The following is a 17,621-nucleotide window of genomic DNA, read 5'->3' as shown; positions in this document are numbered from 1 at the left end:
CACGTGGCCATCCGCGTCCTACTGGTCGACGACCAGCCGCTGCTGCGCACGGGCTTCCGGATGATTCTGGAGGCCGAGCAGGACATCGCGGTCGTCGGTGAGGCCGGTGACGGTCTCCAGGCACTCGATCAGGTGCGGGCCCTGCAGCCCGATGTGGTTCTGATGGACATCCGTATGCCGAGGATGGACGGGGTCGAGGCGACCCGGCAGATCACCGGTCCCGGCCGGGACGGTCCGGCGAAGGTGCTGGTCCTGACGACGTTCGACCTCGACGAGTACGTGGTGGAGGCCCTGCGCGCCGGCGCCAGCGGTTTCCTCCTGAAGGACGCGCCGGCCAACGAGCTGGTGCAGGCGATCCGTGTGGTGGCCGCGGGTGAGGCCATGCTGGCCCCCAGCATCACGCGCCGGCTGCTCGACAAGTACGCGGGCCATCTGCCGTCGGGCGACGAGCCCGTGCCGGACACCCTGCACACGCTGACCGAGCGCGAGGTGGAGGTCCTGAAGCTGGTGGCCCGCGGGCTGTCGAACGCGGAGATCGCCGCCGACCTGTTCGTCAGTGAGACCACCGTGAAGACGCATGTGGGCCATGTCCTCACCAAGTTGGGGCTGCGGGACCGTGTGCAGGCCGCGGTGTACGCGTACGAGAGCGGTCTGGTGCGTCCGGGCGCGCAGTGAGCGGTGCGGCCCCGCGGGGCCGCACACAGGACAGGATGGCCGCCCCCTTCGAAGGGGGCGGCCATCCTGTCTTCTTCACGCTTTCACGGTGGGCGTCAGTCGCTGCCCACTCCGCGTCCCAGCTCCCAGAGCTGCAGCGTCGCGGACGAGTTGATCGCGTACTCGGCGCCGGTGATGTCGTCCCGTACGGCGACGTACTGCTTGCCCTGCCAGAGCGGGAGGAGCGGGACGTCGTCGGCGACGATGCTCTGGATCTCGACGATGCTGTCCGAGGCGGTGAGCCGGTCGGCCTCGCGGCGGGACTGCGGGATCAGCTCGTCGCGGATGTGCTTGTTCGCGTACGGCGACGCGATGGTGTTGTCCTTGTCGAGGAACGGCGTGAGGAAGGTCTCGGCGTCCGGGAAGTCGGGGAACCAGCCCATGCCGTAGACCGCGAACTTGCCCTCGCGCTGCTTGGGGCGGTAGGTGTCCCACTTCTCGCCCGCGATGTCGACGTCGAAGAGCCCGGTGTCGTTGAGCTGCTTCTGCAGCGTCTCGAACTCGGTCTTCGTGGCGGGGCCGTAGTGGTCCGTCGTGTAGTTCATCGTGAACTTGACCGGCGTCGTGACGTTCGCCGCGGCGAGCACCGCCTTGGCCTTCGCGACGCTCGGCTCGCCGTACTGGTTGAAGAACGAGTTGGCGTGGCCGGTGACCGTGGCGGGGACCATCGAGTACAGCGGGTCGGCGCCGGAGCCGTAGACCTTGGAGGTCAGTTCGCCGCGGTTGACGACGTGGGCGACCGCCTGGCGGACCGCCTTCTCCTTCAGCGTCGGCTTCTCGACGTCGAAGCCGATGTAGCGGATCTCGAGACCGGGCTGCTCGATGACATCGATGTTGCTGTCTTTGGCGTTCTGCAGCTTCTTGATCTGCTCGGGCGACATGGTGCGGGTCATCATGTCGATGTCGCCCTTGTCGAGCGCGGCGCCCATGGCGTCGGCGTCGGCGAAGGAGCGCAGTTCGACCTTGTCGTTCTTCACTTCGGAGATCCCCTGGTAGTTGGGGTTCTTGGTGAAGGTGATCTTCGAGACGCTCTCGCCCTTGGTCTCGGCCTTGAGGGTGTAGGGGCCGGAGCTGCTCACTTCGAGGCCGTCCCGGAGCTTGCCCTTGTCGTAGTCCTCGGGGTTGACGATGCCCGCGACCGGAGTGGACAGCTTGAACGGGAAGGTGGCGTCGGCGGTGTTGAGGTGGAAGATCACCTCACGGTCGCCCTTGGTCTCGACGGCGTCGACCGTCGACAGCAGCGAGGCGACCTCGGTGTCGGCCTTGATCCGCATCGCGCGGTCGATGGAGAACTTCACGGCCTCGGCGGTGACCGCGTCACCGTTCGAGAACTTGAGGTCCTTGCGCAGGGTGCAGGCGTAGCGCTCGTTGCCCGAGTCGGTGAAGCCGCACTCCTCGGCCGCCTCCGGGGTCGGGTCGCCGCCGCCGTTGGGCATGGCCATCAGGGTCTGCACCGTCTGGCGCAGGACGTTCCAGGAGCCGACGTCGTACGCGTAGGCCGGGTCGAACGGCGCCGGGGTCTCTTTCGAGGCGGTGAACGCGTCGGTGGTGCCGACAACGATGGCCTTGGCACCCTCGCCCCCGCTGTCGGAACCCCCACAGGCGGCGAGGACCGGCGCGAGCAGACCGATCACGGCCGGCAGCACCAAAGTCTTACGGTTCATGCTCGAAGTTCTCCAGGCTGTAGATCCCGCTATCCCGGCAGGCCGGGGTGTCGCGTACGGGAAACGGGGGTCACGTCGATGTTCTCGCGATGAGATTAGTCCGCGTCGGCGGGGCGCCCCGCAGGTACCGGCCAGGGGTTCTCATCACGCTGCGAAACCGGGTGCGGACACACCGAAAAACCGACAGCGGAAGGATTCGTACAGGGATCCACGAATCCGGACACAAGGGCACGCAGATCACCATCGAAGCGGCTCCTCCGTCACACCTGAGGGCTCCTGTCGACCCCCGCGCGAGTGGTGAACGTCACACGTTCAACTGCGTTAGCGGGTAACGGAATTCGGCCGGTCGAACGCCGCCGGAGACGATCATATAATTTCGATGCCATTACCACGTGGTTTTTCGCATTCACTCGTGCACCGTGGGTGAACGATTAGCGCTTAAGCGTCATCAGATCTTGGAGAAAAGGCAGGTCGACCTGTTCGAGGGAGGACACCACGGTCCGTCCTGGGGCCGGTGCGATCGGTGCCACCGACGGCACCGCCACGACCTGGCAGCCCGCCGCCTCGGCAGCGGCCACCCCCGTCGCGGTGTCCTCGACGACCGCGCACCTGGCCGGATCCGCCCCCAGCCCGGCGGCCGCGACGAGGTACGGGTCGGGGAAGGGCTTGGTGCGCTCCACCTCGTCGCCGGCGACCGTCAGATCGAAGTGGTGGGCGCCGATCGAGACCAGGACGCGGTCGATGATGCGGCGGTGCGAGGCGGAGACCAGCGCCGTGGGGACGCGGTGCGCGGCGAGTTCGGCCAGGAGTCTCGCGGCGCCCGGCATCAGCGGCAGGGTCCGGCCGATGCGGTCCTCGAACCCGTCGTTCAGGAGCACCGTGAGCTCGGAGAGGGTGATCTTCGCGCCGGTCGCCTCGATGAGGAAGCCGGCGCTGCGGGTCATGGGGCCGCCGACCACCACGTGCCGCCAGGACTCGTCCAGTTCGTGGCCCAGTTTCGCGAACACCTCGACCTCGGCGTCCCACCAGAAGCCCTCGGTGTCCACCAGGGTGCCGTCCATGTCGAGGAGCACGGCCTGGAGGGCTGAGCCCTCGGCCGTACGGGTGCCTGACGCGGGGACCGTACTGGTCATGTGGCGCACCTCCGTAGGGGGACGAGAAGGCCGGCCCCGGGTGGGGACCGGCCTGCACTGGACCGACCAGTGTACGTCGCCGTTCGGAATGCCGCCTTTCCCCTGCCGGGGGCGTGCGGGGGCCGACGGAGGGCCGGGAATCTTCTGTCGGGGGTGCCGGTGCGTCGTGGTTGCTCGCGCAGTTCCCCGCGCCCCTGGGAGGCGCCCCTGCGGGACGCCCCCGGGGGCGTCTCAGCGGGCGTTGAAGTACTTGGCTTCCGGGTGGTGGATGACGATGGCGTCCGTGGACTGTTCCGGGTGGAGCTGGAACTCCTCGGAGAGGTGGACGCCGATCCGTTCGGGCTCCAGGAGGCGGGCGATCTTGGCGCGGTCCTCCAGGTCGGGGCAGGCGCCGTAGCCGAGGGAGAAGCGGGCGCCGCGGTACTTGAGGGCGAACATGTCCTCCATCTCGGCCGGGTCGTCCCCCGCGAAGCCGAGTTCGGAGCGCACGCGCGCGTGCCAGTACTCGGCGAGGGCCTCGGCCAACTGCACGGACAGACCGTGCAGTTCGAGGTAGTCCCGGTAGGAGTTGGCCTCGAAGAGCCTGGCGGTCTCCTCGCCGATCCGGGAGCCCACGGTGACGACCTGGAGGCCGACCACGTCCGTCTCACCGGACTCCTCCGGGCGGAAGAAGTCGGCCAGGCACAGCCGGCGGCCGCGGCGCTGGCGCGGGAAGGTGAAGCGGGTGCGTTCGTTGCCCTGCTCGTCCAGCAGGATCAGGTCGTCGTCCTTGGACACACAGGGGAAGTAGCCGTAGACGACGGCGGCTTCGAGCAGGTTGCCGGTCTGCAGCTGGTCCAGGAGGCCGCGCAGCCGCGGCCGGCCCTCGGCCTCCACCAGCTCCTCGTACGTCGGCCCGTCGCCCGTGCGGGCCTGCTTGAGGCCCCACTGGCCCTTGAACAGGGCGCCCTCGTCGAGCCAGGACGCGTACTCCTTGAGCTGGATGCCCTTGATGACACGGGTGCCCCAGAACGGCGGCTCGGGGACCGGGTTGTCGGTGGCCACGTCGGAGCGGACCGCGCCCTCTTCCGGTGTCTCCTCGACGACGGCCTGCGCGGTGGGCCTGACCCGGCGCTGCTTCAGTTCCGGCAGGGTCGCGCCGGGTACGCCCCGCTTGACCGCGATCAGGGCGTCCATCAGGCGCAGGCCCTCGAACGCGTCGCGGGCGTAGCGGACCTCGCCCTCGTAGACCTCGTGGAGGTCCTGCTCGACGTAGGCCCGGGTCAGGGCGGCGCCGCCGAGGATCACCGGGTAGTCGGCGGCCAGCTTGCGCTGGTTGAGCTCCTCCAGGTTCTCCTTCATGATCACCGTGGACTTGACCAGCAGTCCGGACATGCCGATGACGTCCGCCCGGTGTTCCTGGGCGGCCTCCAGGATCGCGGAGACGGGCTGCTTGATCCCGAGGTTGACCACCGTGTAGCCGTTGTTGGACAGGATGATGTCCACGAGGTTCTTGCCGATGTCGTGGACGTCGCCGCGGACGGTGGCGAGCACGATGGTGCCCTTGCCCTCGTCGTCGGTCTTCTCCATGTGGGGTTCCAGGTGGGCCACCGCGGTCTTCATGACCTCGGCCGACTGGAGCACGAACGGCAGCTGCATCTGGCCCGAGCCGAACAGCTCGCCGACGACCTTCATGCCGTCGAGGAGCGTCTCGTTGACGATGTCGAGGGCGGGGCGTTCCTTCAGGGCGTCGTCGAGGTCCTGTTCGAGGCCGTTCTTCTCGCCGTCGATGATGCGGCGCTTGAGCCGCTCGTCCAAGGGCAGCGCGGCGAGTTCCTCGGCGCGGCCGGCCTTGAGGGACTTGGTGGTGGCGCCCTCGAAGAGCGCCATCAGCTTCTGCAGCGGGTCGTAGCCCTCGCGGCGGCGGTCGTAGATGAGGTCGAGGGCGGTGGTGACCTCCTCCTCGCTGAAGCGCGCGATGGGGAGGATCTTGGAGGCGTGCACGATCGCCGAGTCGAGGCCGGCCTTGACGCACTCGTCGAGGAAGACGGAGTTGAGCAGGACGCGGGCGGCCGGGTTGAGGCCGAAGGAGATGTTCGACAGGCCCAGGGTGGTCTGGACGTCGGGGTGGCGCTCCTTGAGCCGGCGGATGGCCTCGATGGTGGCGACGCCGTCGCCGCGGGACTCCTCCTGGCCGGTGCAGATGGTGAAGGTCAGGGTGTCGATGAGGATGTCCGACTCGTGGATGCCCCAGTTGCCGGTGAGGTCCGCGATGAGGCGCTCCGCGATGGCGACCTTCGTCTCGGGGGTGCGGGCCTGGCCCTCCTCGTCGATGGTCAGGGCGATCAGCGCGGCACCGTGTTCTTGCGCGAGCTTGGTGACCTTCGCGAACCGTGACTCGGGGCCGTCGCCGTCCTCGTAGTTGACGGAGTTGATGACCGCGCGCCCGCCGAGCTTCTCCAGGCCGGCGCGGATGACCGGGACCTCGGTGGAGTCCAGCACGATGGGCAGGGTGGAGGCGGTGGCGAAGCGCCCGGCCAGCTCCTCCATGTCGGCGACGCCGTCGCGGCCCACGTAGTCGACGCACAGGTCGAGCATGTGCGCGCCCTCGCGGATCTGGTCGCGGGCCATCTCGACGCAGTCGTCCCAGCGGCCCTCCAGCATGGCCTCGCGGAACTTCTTCGAGCCGTTGGCGTTGGTGCGCTCGCCGATCGCCATGTACGCGGTGTCCTGGCGGAACGGGACGGTCTGGTAGAGCGAGGCGGCGCCGGGCTCGGGGTGCGGGTCGCGGCGGGCCGGCGTGAGGTCCCGTACGCGCTCGACGACCTGCCGCAGGTGCTCGGGGGTCGTGCCGCAGCAGCCGCCGATCAGGGAGAGGCCGTACTCGGTGACGAAGGTCTCCTGGGCGTCGGCGAGTTCGGGTGCCGTCAGCGGGTAGTGGGCGCCGTTCTTGCCGAGCACCGGGAGGCCGGCGTTGGGCATGCAGGACAGCGGGACGCGGGAGTGGCGGGCCAGGTAGCGCAGGTGCTCGCTCATCTCGGCGGGCCCGGTGGCGCAGTTCAGGCCGATCATGTCGATGCCGAGCGGTTCGAGGGCGGTGAGCGCGGCGCCGATCTCGGAGCCGAGGAGCATGGTGCCGGTGGTCTCGACGGTGACCGAGACGATCAGCGGCAGGTCGGCGCCGAGGGCGTCCAGGGCGCGGCGGGCGCCCAGTACCGACGCCTTGGTCTGCAGCAGGTCCTGGGTGGTCTCCACGAGCAGCGCGTCGGCGCCGCCGGTGATCATGCCTTCGGCGTTCTGCTGGTAGGCGTCGCGCAGCAGGGTGTAGGGGGCGTGGCCGAGGGTCGGCAGTTTGGTGCCGGGGCCCATGGAGCCCAGCACCCAGCGCTGCTGCCCCGTGGAGTCGGTGAACTCGTCGGCGACCTCTCGGGCGATGCGGGCGCCGGCCTCGGAGAGTTCGAAGACGCGGTCGGCGATGTCGTACTCGCCGAGGGCCGCGTGGTTGGCGCCGAAGGTGTTGGTCTCGACGCAGTCGACGCCGACGGCGAAGTACTCCTGGTGGACGGAGCGCACGATGTCGGGGCGGGTGAGGTTCAGGATCTCGTTGCAGCCTTCGAGGTTCTCGAAGTCCTCGAGGGTCGGATCCTGGGCCTGGAGCATCGTGCCCATCGCGCCGTCGGCCACCACCACCCGGGTGGCGAGCGCCTCACGGAGGGCGTCGGTTCGGGTCCGGCTGTGGCCGGACTCGGGTGTGCGGGACGGGTTCGGCAACGAGGCCATGGAAGATGCTCCCTGGGGTGCGACGGCTGTCGGCTTTGCGCTTCTCCTGGAAGACGCACGCCGTCAGGGTAGCCCGCGGGCACGCCGGACGGGCGAGGGCGTCCACGGGGCGGACGAGCCATGAGTACCCCGCTCCGGTGGGGCAGCGCTCGCGACGGACTATGACCACCCATTAGCGGGGGGTTGACGGTGAGCGGTAATGTTCGACATTGCCGAACGGTGGCAGCGAAGCGGCGACCGGCGGACCTAGGGGACGGAGGGCAGGACGGCGATGGCACGGAACATCCAGTCGCTCGAACGGGCGGCCGCGATGCTGCGGCTGCTCGCGGGCGGGGAGCGACGGCTCGGCCTGTCGGACATCGCCTCGTCGCTGGGCCTGGCCAAGGGCACGGCCCACGGGATACTGCGCACGCTGCAGCAGGAGGGGTTCGTCGAGCAGGACGGGGCCTCCGGGCGCTATCAGCTGGGCGCCGAGCTGCTGCGCCTCGGGACGACGTATCTCGATGTGCACGAGCTGCGGGCCCGCGCCCTGGTGTGGACCGACGACCTGGCGCGCTCCAGCGGGGAGAGCGTGTATCTGGGGGTGCTGCACCAGCAGGGCGTGCTGATCGTGCACCACGTGTTCAGGCCCGACGACAGCCGGCAGGTGCTGGAGGTGGGGGCCATGCAGCCGCTGCACTCCACGGCACTGGGCAAGGTCCTGTCGGCCTACGACCCGGTGGCGCACAGCGAGGCGCTGGAGGCCGAGCGCAAGGAGTTCACGCCGCGCACCGTCAGCGCGCCCGAGGCGTTCGAGGGTGTCCTCGACCTCGCTCGGGCGCGGGGGTACGCGGCCGACGTCGAGGAGACCTGGACGGGGGTGGCGTCGGTGGCCGCGCCCATCCACAACCAGCGACGGATGCCCGTCGGCGCGGTGGGGGTCACGGGGGCGGTGGAGCGGGTCTGCAAGGACGGTGAGCTGCGCCCCGAGCTGATCGCCGCCGTCCGCGACTGCGCCCGCGCCGTCTCCAGGGACCTGGGCGCCGGGCGGTTCTGAGGTCCGCGCCGGAGCCCGTCCGGTAGATCGGGAGTCCGCGCCGAGCGGTGTGGGAAGAAGGCCGGTACGTCGTCGACGTACCGGCCTTCCCGGCGCTTCGGCGGCCACGCGACGTGCCTGTCCGTACGCGGTGCGCCGCGTCCCGGGTGATCGATGACCCACAGCAATCAATAACGATCGTGTTTTCGATAACGGAGACCTTGACGAGGTGGTATTGCCAGAGCGAGACTCCCGTCCATCGGTCGGCATTGTCGAACACCTACCGGCAATACGCGTTAGAGTGTGACAAGGCCAAGGGCCGGCAACGACCTCACCTGAGGTCGCGGACCACCGGAGGGACCCGGGGTTCGCCTTCCCCTGGACGAAGGACAAAGGAGTCGCGGGTGTCCAGCTCCGACATCTTCATCGGCGAGACCATCGGTACCGCCATACTCATCCTGCTGGGCGGTGGCGTGTGCGCCGCCGTCACACTGAAAGCCTCCAAGGCACGCAACGCCGGATGGCTCGCCATCACCTTCGGGTGGGGTTTCGCGGTACTGACCGCCGTGTACACCTCGGCGCCCCTCTCCGGCGCGCACCTGAACCCGGCCGTGACGCTCGGCATCGCGATCAAGGACGACGACTGGAGCAACGTCCTGACCTACTGGTCGGGCCAGCTCCTCGGCGCCATGATCGGTGCGGCGCTCGTGTGGGTCGCGTACTACGGGCAGTTCCTCGCGCACCTCACCGACCGCGAGATCGTGGGCGGTCCCGGTGCGCAGGACGTCAAGTCCGTGGAGGCGCGGGAGGCCAAGGCGGGCCCGGTGCTCGGCATCTTCTCCACCGGCCCGGAGGTCCGGGTCGCGTGGCAGAACGTCGCCACGGAGGTCATCGGCACCACCGTGCTGGTGCTCGCGGTCCTCACGCAGGGGCTCAACGACAGCGGCAAGGGTCTCGGCACGCTGGGTGCGCTGATCACCGCCCTCGTGGTCGTGAGCATCGGCCTCTCGCTCGGTGGCCCGACGGGGTACGCGATCAACCCGGCCCGTGACCTCGGTCCGCGCATCGTGCACGCCCTGCTGCCCCTGCCCAACAAGGGTGCGTCGGACTGGAGCTACGCCTGGATCCCGGTCGTGGGTCCGCTGATCGGCGGAGCGATCGCCGCAGGGCTCTACAACGTCGCTTTTGCTTAGAGCCGCACGTCCGCTCGGCCCCGGCGTCCTCCGGTACGGGACGGACGCCGGCGCGGAGCCGGGAGCAATACGCCGTAAGCCAGCCCCATACCCACGCCCTTCCAGGAGCACACCGTGACCGACGCGCACACCGCCGCCACGCATTCCCACGGCGCAGGACCGTTCATCGCCGCCATCGACCAGGGCACCACCTCCAGCCGCTGCATCGTCTTCGACCGGGACGGCCGGATCGTCTCCGTCGACCAGAAGGAGCACGAGCAGATCTTCCCGAAGCCGGGCTGGGTCGAGCACGACGCCACCGAGATCTGGACCAACGTCCAGGAGGTCGTCGCCAGTGCCGTCGAGAAGGCCGGTATCACCCGCGACGACATCAAGGCCATCGGCATCACCAACCAGCGCGAGACGACGCTGCTGTGGGACAAGAACACCGGTGAGCCCGTCCACAACGCCCTCGTGTGGCAGGACACCCGCACCGACGCGCTCTGCAAGGAACTGGGCCGCAACGTCGGCCAGGACCGCTTCCGCCGCGAGACGGGGCTGCCGCTCGCGTCGTACTTCGCCGGTCCGAAGGCCCGCTGGCTGCTCGACAACGTCGAGGGCCTGCGCGAGCGCGCCGAGGCCGGCGACATCCTCTTCGGCACCATGGACAGCTGGGTCATCTGGAACCTGACGGGCGGGGTGAACGGCGGCCGGCACGTCACCGACGTCACCAACGCCTCCCGCACGATGCTGATGAACCTGCACACCATGCAGTGGGACCAGCGCATCGCCGAGTCCATCGGTGTCCCGATGGCGATGCTGCCCGAGATCCGCTCCTCCGCCGAGGTGTACGGCGAGATCACCGGCGGCAGGCTGGGCGACCTGCTCGGCGGCATCCCGGTCGCCTCCGCGCTCGGCGACCAGCAGGCGGCCCTGTTCGGCCAGACCTGTTTCTCCGAGGGCGAGGCCAAGTCCACGTACGGCACCGGCACGTTCATGCTGATGAACACCGGTGACAAGCTCATCAACTCCTACAGCGGGCTGCTGACCACCGTCGGCTACCAGATCGGCGACCAGAAGCCGGTCTACGCCCTCGAGGGCTCCATCGCCGTCACCGGCTCGCTCGTCCAGTGGATGCGCGACCAGATGGGCCTGATCAAGTCCGCCGCCGAGATCGAGACGCTCGCGCTGTCGGTCGAGGACAACGGCGGCGCGTACTTCGTACCGGCCTTCTCCGGCCTGTTCGCCCCGTACTGGCGTCCCGACGCCCGCGGTGTGATCGCCGGCCTGACCCGGTACGTCACCAAGGCGCACATCGCGCGCGCCGTCCTGGAGGCCACGGCCTGGCAGACCCGTGAGATCAGCGACGCCATGACGAAGGACTCCGGCGTCGAGCTCACGGCCCTCAAGGTCGACGGCGGCATGACCTCCAACAACCTGCTGATGCAGACCCTGGCCGACGTCCTGGACGCCCCCGTGGTGCGTCCGATGGTCGCCGAGACCACCTGCCTCGGCGCCGCCTACGCCGCCGGTCTCGCCGTCGGCTTCTGGACCAACACCGAGGACCTGCGCGCCAACTGGCGCAGGGCCGCGGAGTGGACCCCGAACATGGCCGCGGAAACCCGTGACCGTGAGTACAAGAGCTGGCTCAAGGCCGTCGAGCGGTCCATGGGCTGGCTCGACGGAAACTCTGACGAGGAGTAATTCGCAATGACCACCGTGCAGAGTGTCCCGGCTCCCGGGACACACCCGGCCAACGGCTCCGCCGCCGACGTGAAGGCGGGGGGCCGCGCCGAGACCCGGGAGCAGCTGTCCAAGGCGACATACGACCTCCTGGTGATCGGTGGCGGGATCCTGGGCATCTCCACCGCCTGGCATGCCGCGCAGTCGGGGCTGCGGGTGGCCCTGGTCGACGCCGGCGACTTCGCCGGCGCGACCTCCTCCGCCTCCTCCAAGCTGCTCCACGGCGGTCTGCGCTACCTGCAGACCGGCGCGGTGAAGCTGGTGGCGGAGAACCACTTCGAGCGCCGTGCGGTCTCCCGCCAGGTGGCCCCCCACCTGGCGAACCCGCTCACGTTCTACCTCCCCGTGTACAAGGGCGGGCCGCACGGCGCGGCGAAGCTGGGCGCGGGTGTCTTCGCGTACTCGGCCCTGTCGGCCTTCGGTGACGGTGTCGGGCACCTGCTCTCGCCGTCGAAGGCCGCGCGGGACGTCCCCGAGCTGCGTACGGAAGACCTCAAGGCCGTGGCCGTGTACGGCGACGACCAGATGAACGACTCCCGGATGGCGCTGATGACGGTCCGCGCGGCCGTCGACTCGGGTGCCACCGTGCTCAACCACGCCGAGGTCACGGGCCTGCGCTTCACGCGGGGCCGGGTGAGCGGCGCCGAACTCAGGGACCGGCTCTCCGGTGACGAGTTCGGCGTGTCGGCGCGTCTGGTGCTGAACGCGACCGGGCCGTGGGTGGACCACCTGCGCAGGATGGAGGACCCGGACGCGGCGCCGTCCATCCGCCTGTCGAAGGGCGCGCACCTGGTCCTCAAGCGCACCTCGCCGTGGCGGGCCGCGCTGGCCACGCCGATCGACAAGTACCGCATCACCTTCGCCCTCCCCTGGGAGGACATGCTGCTGCTCGGTACGACCGACGAGGAGTACGAGGGCGACCCCGCGGACGTCTCGGTCACCGAGAAGGACATAGCCCAGATCCTGGACGAGGCGGCGTTCTCCATCCGGGACAAGCAGCTGACCCGTGATCTGATCACGTACTCCTTCGCGGGTCTGCGGGTACTGCCCGGTGGTCCGGGCGACACGTCGAAGGCGAAGCGGGAGACGGTCGTCACCGAGGGCCGGGGCGGCATGCTGTCGGTCGCGGGCGGCAAGTGGACGACCTTCCGGCACATCGGCCGGACCGTCATGAAGCAGCTGGAGTCGCTGCCGGGCCGCCCGCTCGGCGAGGACTTCGAGCCGGTCTCCGCGCTGCCGAAGAAGCTGCCGCTGCCGGGTGTCGCCAACCCGCGCGCGGTCGCGCACCGGCTCCTGGTCGACGGTCCCGCGCCCGGTCCGCGGATGGCCGCCGACACCGCGAAGCACCTGGCGACGCACTACGGTTCGCTGGCCTTCGACATCGCGCGGCTCGCGAACGACAACCCGGAGCTGGCCGAGCGCGTCCACGAGGACGCTCCGGAGATCTGGGCGCAGGTCGTGTACGCCCGGGACAACGAGTGGGCCGAGACGGCGGACGACGTGCTGCGCCGCCGTACGACCCTGACGATCCGCGGGCTCGCGGACGACGAGGTGCGGGGCAAGGTGCAGGACCTGCTCGACGAGAAGTAGGGACACGGCGCGCTGCGGTGACGAGGGGCGGCTGCCACGGGGGCAGCCGCCCCTCGCCGCACGGTCGCCCCCCCCCGGCCTCCGAGGTGCGCGGCGGCGGAGGTCCTGCGCTGCGTACGATCCTCGGCGTGCGGGGCACTGCCGACGACCCGTCGCCGCCGCCCCGGCACCCGTACCAGTGGAGTCGCCCCATGACGCAGGACCAGGACCTCGCCCCCGTCACGCGCATACCCCGCGCCGGGCTGCCGCCGCGTGCAGTCGTCGTCGGGGACCCGGCCCGCGCACAGGCCGTCGCCGCGCTGCTCGACGGCGCCACGGAGGTGTCGTACCACCGCGAGTACCGTGCCTTCACCGGCAGTTGGAAGGGGGTGCCGGTGGTCGTCGCCTCCCACGGGATCGGCGCGCCGGGGGCGATCCTGCTGTTCCGGGAGCTGGCGGACGCCGGGGTGAGCACCTTCCTGCGGTTCGGCACGGCGGGTGCGATGCGGCCCGGGATCCAGGACGGCGACCTGGTCATCGCGGAGGCGGCCGTACGCGACGACGGCGTGACCCAGCAGCTGCTGCCGCCCGAGTACCCGGCGGTCGCCACGCCCGAGGCGGTGTTGGCCCTGGAGTTGGCGGCGCGTGAGCAGGGCGCCGCGCACCACCGGGGTCTCGTGTGGACGCGGGCCGCGTTCCAGCCGGGTCCGCTGCCGCTGTTCTCGTACGAGGGGGCGGGGCTCGCGGCGATCGAGATGGAGCTGTCCGCGCTGTACGTGACGGCCTCGCTGCGCGGGCTGACCGCGGGCGGCGTGCTCGTCATCGACGGCGCGAACGCGGACGAGCTGGTCGGCGAGGCCGGTACCGGCGGCTACGACCCGCACCGCGAGGTCGTCGCGGCGGGCGTGCGGCGCGGCGGTGTGGTCGCGCTGGAGGCGCTGCGGCTGCTGGCCGAGGCGGCGGAGCGCGCGCTGTGACCGTCGACGGGACTGCCGCGCTTGCGGAGCCGGCCGCTCTCGTGCCACGGTCCGGCCTTGTGTGATCGCCACGCGTTCGATGGGACACATCGGAGGTCTTGGCGACGATCCCGAGTGGCAGGGGGAGGCCCGCGATGGCGGTCACGGACGAGGCGATCGAGAAGATCAAGGGAATGATCGTCTCCGGCGCGCTGCGCCCCGGGGACCGGCTCCCCAAGGAGAGCGAACTCGCCGCCGCCCTGGGCCTGTCGCGCAACTCGTTGCGGGAGGCGGTGCGCGCGCTCTCCCTGATCCGCATCCTGGACGTACGGCAGGGCGACGGCACGTACGTCACGAGCCTGGACCCGCAACTCCTCCTGGAGGCGCTGAGCTTCGTGGTGGACTTCCACCGCGACGACACGGTCCTGGAGTTCCTCGCGGTGCGCCGCATCCTGGAACCGGCGGCGACGGCGATGGCGGCCCTGCGGATCAGCGAACAGCAGGTGGACGCGTTGACCGCCCGGTTGGACGCGCTGGGCGAGGAGCCCTCGGTGGAGGATCTCGTCGCCTGTGACCTGGAGTTCCACCGGGGCATCGTGCGCAGCGCCGGGAACTCCGTGCTCTGCTCCCTCCTCGACGGGCTCTCCGGGCCCACGACCCGCGCCCGTGTCTGGCGGGGCCTGACCCAGGAGGACGCGGTCAGCCGCACGCTGCACGAGCACCGCGCGATCCTCGGCGCCCTGCGCGACCGGGACGCGGAGGCGGCGCGCTCCTGGGCGACCGTGCACATCGCGAGTGTGGAGCAGTGGCTGCGCTCGGCCCTGTGAGGGCCTCGGACCCGGCCGCACGCCCTGGTGTCCGGAGGCGGTGAACGGGGCAGTGATCCGGTCACTCCCCCACGCGAGGGGGCTGCGGACGCCCTCCGCGCAAGTCGTAAGGTTGGGGCGTACGCGAGGGCATGTCGGAAGTGAAGGAGGCGCTGGGTGATCGAGCTCGAGGGGGTTCCCGAGCTGGTCGACCCGGTCATGGTGGCCGCGTTCGAGGGCTGGAACGACGCCGGCGACGCCGCCTCCACCGCGGTCGCGCATCTGGACAGTGAATGGAAGGGCGAGGTCTTCGCGGCGCTCGACGCCGAGGACTACTACGACTTCCAGGTGAACCGCCCCACCGTGTGGCTGGACGGCGGTGTCCGCAAGATCACCTGGCCGACGACAAGGTTGTCGGTGGTCCGCGTAGGCGGCGAGAAACCGCGGGACCTGGTGCTGGTGCGGGGCATCGAGCCGTCGATGCGCTGGCGGTCCTTCTGCAACGAGCTGCTCGGCTTCGCCCATGAACTGGGCGTCGAGCTGGTGGTGATCCTGGGCGCGCTGCTCGGCGACACCCCGCACACCCGTCCGGTGCCGGTCAGCGGGGTCACGTCCGACCCCGACCTGGCGCGCACGATGGATCTGGAGGAGACCAAGTACGAGGGCCCCACGGGCATCGTCGGCATCCTCCAGGAGGCGTGCACGCACGCGGGCGTACCCGCGGTGTCCCTGTGGGCGGCCGTGCCGCACTACGTGTCGCAGCCCCCGAACCCGAAGGCGACGCTGGCCCTCCTGAACCGCCTGGAGGACCTCATCGACCTGCGGATCCCGCTGGGTGAGCTGCCCGAGGACGCCCGTGCCTGGCAGGTGGGCGTGGACCAGCTCGCCGCGGAGGACACCGAGGTCGCCGAGTACGTGCAGACGCTGGAGGAGGCCCGGGACACCGCCGAGCTGCCGGAGGCGTCGGGCGAGGCGATCGCCCGCGAGTTCGAACGCTATCTGCGCAGACGGGACGGGAGCGGTCCCACGGCGCCGCCCGGCGGTCACGCCACGGAGAGCGGCGACCCCGGCACGTATCTGCGGGACAGCCCGGGCGGCCGCACCAGGCCGCCGAGGCCGCAGCGGCCGGAGACCACAGACGCCTCCGGTGACGAGGCCGGGGGCACCACCGGCGCCGGCGCCGGCCCGGCCGGGGATGCCTCCGAAGCACCCGGCTCTCCCGGTTCCTCCGGTTCTCCCGAGGAGGCTGCGGGCTCCGCGGGGCCTTCGGACTCCGCCGGACCCTCGAAGGAGCCGCCGGGCTCCGCCGGTCCGGCCGATCCCTCCGATTCACCGGAGTCGTAGGACTTCCGGAGTCCTGGGGTTCCTCGCACACCGCGGATTCCTCGGAGGACCGACCACGGGAAGGGGCGGTGCGCTCAGGCGCACCGCCCCTTCCCGCGTCCTGCGCGGCGCCCCGGTCTCCCCAGCACATGACATCCGCCTCCTCGGCATTTGGCCTGATTGGGGCGTGACATCGTCTTCAAGGCGGAATGTGCACGGTACCCAATTCAACTTGAGGCCAGGAGCAGTTGGCGAACTCGGGGGTGGACGAGTCCGTCCGGGAGGAGCCCGGGAGCGTCCGGGCCGGGCCCGACGGAGTGGGATGCAACAACAAGCACTGACCTGACGCACGGTCGGCCGGGCGCGTGACACGCGGTCGGCGAAAGACAGCAAGCAGCAAGCAGGAAGCAGCGGAAGAAGACAGAAGGCGCCGGTCGGGGCATGGCCCCGTCCGGCGCCCGATCGTGTGCGGTGCCTCTAGAGGGCCACGCCCATGAGGGCGTCCACGGCACGCGAGACGACGCCGGGGGCGCCCTCGTCGGTGCCGCCCGACTCCTCCTGGAGTGCGGCCCAGCGGTCGACGGCCACGAGGGCCGCCGGGGCGTCCAGGTCGTTCGCGAGGGCCTCGCGGATCTCCTCGACGAGTGCCTCGGCCGGGGGACCGTCGGGCCGTGACACGGCTGCCCGCCAGCGCTCCAGCCGCGCGACGGCGTCCTGGAGCACCTGGTCGGTCCACTCCCAGTCGGCCCGGTAGTGGTGCGCGAGCAGGGCGAGCCGGATGGCCGCCGGGTCGACGCCGGCGCGGCGCAGCGCCGACACGAAGACCAGGTTCCCCTTGGACTTGGACATCTTCTCGCCGTCGAGCGCCACCATGCCGGCGTGCACGTACGCCTTGGCCATGGGGAACTCGCCGGTCAGCGCCTGCGCGTGGGAGGCGCCCATCTCGTGGTGCGGGAAGACGAGGTCGGAGCCGCCGCCCTGGACGTCGAAGCCCATGCCCAGGTGGTCGAGCGCGATCGCGACGCATTCGATGTGCCAGCCGGGCCGGCCCTGTCCGAGGGAGGCGCCGTCCCAGCTCGGCTCGCCCTCACGGGCGGCCATCCACAGCATGGGGTCGAGCGGGTTCTTCTTGCCCGGCCGGTCAGGGTCGCCGCCGCGCTCGGCGGAGAGCAGCCGCATCGCCGCCGCGTCGAGGTGGGACACCCCGCCGAAGTGCGGATCGGCCTCGACGGAGAAGTAGACGTCCCCGTCGAGTTCGTACGCGGCCCCGGAGTCCCGCAGCCGCTCGACGAGCGGGACGATCCCGGGTATGGCCTCGACGGCGCCGATGTAGTGCCGCGGGGGCAGCATCCGCAGGGCGGTCATGTCCTCACGGAAGAGGGCGGTCTCCTGCTCGGCGAGCGAGACCCAGTCGACGTCGTCCCGCGCGGCACGCTCCAGCAGCGGGTCGTCGACGTCCGTCACGTTCTGGACGTAGTGAACCTGCCGCTTGGTGTCGAGCCACACGCGCTGCACGAGGTCGAACGCGTTGTAGGTCGCCGCGTGCCCGATGTGGGTCGCGTCGTACGGGGTGATGCCGCAGACGTAGATACGGGCGACGGGACCGGGGTCGAGGGTCACGGGACCCCCGGTCGCGGTGTCGTGGATCCGGAGGTCGCGGCCCTCGCCGGGCAGGGCGGGGACGTCGGAAGCGGGCCAGGCATGCATACCTTGAGCCTAACCGGACGGATGTTCCGTATACGAACCGGACCAGGCCGGATGGCCGGA

Annotated in this window: 12 protein-coding genes; 8 read left to right on the top strand and 4 right to left on the bottom strand. The window is 70.4% G+C overall.

The annotated features are described in order from the left end of the window. The first annotated feature begins 3 nt into the window (after positions 1 to 3). Positions 4 to 675 carry a response regulator transcription factor gene (locus ACFYXC_RS28070; RefSeq protein WP_016639462.1) on the top strand — a complete coding sequence of 224 codons (672 nt, stop codon included), beginning with the start codon at positions 4 to 6 and terminating at the stop codon, positions 673 to 675. A gap of 95 nt (positions 676 to 770) precedes the next feature. Here ACFYXC_RS28070 and ACFYXC_RS28065 read toward each other — a convergent pair whose 3' ends face one another. The 3 genes from ACFYXC_RS28065 to metH form a co-directional block, all read right to left on the bottom strand. Beyond that, entirely contained in the window at positions 771 to 2,378 is a 1,608-nt protein-coding gene (locus tag ACFYXC_RS28065; RefSeq protein ID WP_388913777.1) for an ABC transporter substrate-binding protein, read from the bottom strand. A 431-nt stretch (positions 2,379 to 2,809) separates the two neighbouring features. Then, on the bottom strand, positions 2,810 to 3,511 hold the full coding sequence (locus ACFYXC_RS28060; RefSeq protein ID WP_388913780.1) for an HAD-IA family hydrolase: 702 nt from the start codon (positions 3,509 to 3,511) through the stop codon (positions 2,810 to 2,812). A 231-nt stretch (positions 3,512 to 3,742) separates the two neighbouring features. Then, the gene (gene metH / locus ACFYXC_RS28055; RefSeq protein WP_389554604.1) at positions 3,743 to 7,270 is read right to left on the bottom strand and encodes a methionine synthase; all 3,528 of its coding nucleotides are present in this window, start codon (positions 7,268 to 7,270) and stop codon (positions 3,743 to 3,745) included. Positions 7,271 to 7,541: 271 nt separating this feature from the next. Between metH and ACFYXC_RS28050 the strand changes: the two genes are divergently transcribed. From ACFYXC_RS28050 to ACFYXC_RS28020, 7 genes are all read left to right on the top strand, one after another. Continuing rightward, a complete protein-coding gene (locus ACFYXC_RS28050) occupies positions 7,542 to 8,306 on the top strand; it encodes an IclR family transcriptional regulator (protein WP_389554602.1) in 765 nt (254 codons plus the stop codon). A gap of 383 nt (positions 8,307 to 8,689) precedes the next feature. Beyond that, the gene (locus ACFYXC_RS28045; RefSeq protein WP_388913789.1) at positions 8,690 to 9,478 is read left to right on the top strand and encodes an MIP/aquaporin family protein; all 789 of its coding nucleotides are present in this window, start codon (positions 8,690 to 8,692) and stop codon (positions 9,476 to 9,478) included. 114 nt (positions 9,479 to 9,592) lie between these two features. Further along, positions 9,593 to 11,161, top strand: a complete 1,569-nt coding sequence (gene glpK / locus ACFYXC_RS28040) for a glycerol kinase GlpK (RefSeq protein WP_388913792.1) — start codon at positions 9,593 to 9,595, stop codon at positions 11,159 to 11,161. A gap of 6 nt (positions 11,162 to 11,167) precedes the next feature. Beyond that, positions 11,168 to 12,790 carry an FAD-dependent oxidoreductase gene (locus ACFYXC_RS28035; RefSeq protein ID WP_389554599.1) on the top strand — a complete coding sequence of 541 codons (1,623 nt, stop codon included), beginning with the start codon at positions 11,168 to 11,170 and terminating at the stop codon, positions 12,788 to 12,790. Between the two features lie 191 nt (positions 12,791 to 12,981). Next, positions 12,982 to 13,746 (top strand): nucleoside phosphorylase, encoded by a 765-nt coding sequence (locus ACFYXC_RS28030; protein ID WP_389554598.1) that lies wholly within the window; start codon positions 12,982 to 12,984, stop codon positions 13,744 to 13,746. 134 nt (positions 13,747 to 13,880) lie between these two features. Then, positions 13,881 to 14,552, top strand: a complete 672-nt coding sequence (locus ACFYXC_RS28025; protein WP_388913801.1) for a FadR/GntR family transcriptional regulator — start codon at positions 13,881 to 13,883, stop codon at positions 14,550 to 14,552. Between the two features lie 156 nt (positions 14,553 to 14,708). After that, positions 14,709 to 15,875: a PAC2 family protein gene (locus ACFYXC_RS28020; protein WP_389554596.1), complete on the top strand. Its 1,167-nt coding sequence runs from the start codon at positions 14,709 to 14,711 to the stop codon at positions 15,873 to 15,875. Between the two features lie 456 nt (positions 15,876 to 16,331). Here the strand turns inward: ACFYXC_RS28020 and mshC are convergent, their stop codons facing one another. After that, positions 16,332 to 17,561 carry a cysteine--1-D-myo-inosityl 2-amino-2-deoxy-alpha-D-glucopyranoside ligase gene (gene mshC, locus ACFYXC_RS28015; RefSeq protein ID WP_389554594.1) on the bottom strand — a complete coding sequence of 410 codons (1,230 nt, stop codon included), beginning with the start codon at positions 17,559 to 17,561 and terminating at the stop codon, positions 16,332 to 16,334. Between the last annotated feature and the right edge of the window lie 60 nt (positions 17,562 to 17,621).

The organism is Streptomyces sp. NPDC002701 (assembly GCF_042889045.1).
GTDB lineage: Bacteria > Actinomycetota > Actinomycetes > Streptomycetales > Streptomycetaceae > Streptomyces.
Note: the sequence above shows the minus strand (reverse complement) of the source record. Positions and strands in the feature narration are given on the sequence as shown.

Excerpts from the sequence above, each read along its gene's own strand:
- ACFYXC_RS28065 (WP_388913777.1), bottom strand. The coding sequence starts at position 2,378 with ATGAACCGTAAGACTTTGGTGCTGCCGGCCGTGATCGGTCTGCTCGCG.
- ACFYXC_RS28060 (WP_388913780.1), bottom strand. The coding sequence starts at position 3,511 with ATGACCAGTACGGTCCCCGCGTCAGGCACCCGTACGGCCGAGGGCTCA.
- metH (WP_389554604.1), bottom strand. The coding sequence starts at position 7,270 with ATGGCCTCGTTGCCGAACCCGTCCCGCACACCCGAGTCCGGCCACAGC.
- ACFYXC_RS28050 (WP_389554602.1), top strand. The coding sequence starts at position 7,542 with ATGGCACGGAACATCCAGTCGCTCGAACGGGCGGCCGCGATGCTGCGG.
- ACFYXC_RS28035 (WP_389554599.1), top strand. The coding sequence starts at position 11,168 with ATGACCACCGTGCAGAGTGTCCCGGCTCCCGGGACACACCCGGCCAAC.
- ACFYXC_RS28030 (WP_389554598.1), top strand. The coding sequence starts at position 12,982 with ATGACGCAGGACCAGGACCTCGCCCCCGTCACGCGCATACCCCGCGCC.
- ACFYXC_RS28025 (WP_388913801.1), top strand. The coding sequence starts at position 13,881 with ATGGCGGTCACGGACGAGGCGATCGAGAAGATCAAGGGAATGATCGTC.
- mshC (WP_389554594.1), bottom strand. The coding sequence starts at position 17,561 with ATGCATGCCTGGCCCGCTTCCGACGTCCCCGCCCTGCCCGGCGAGGGC.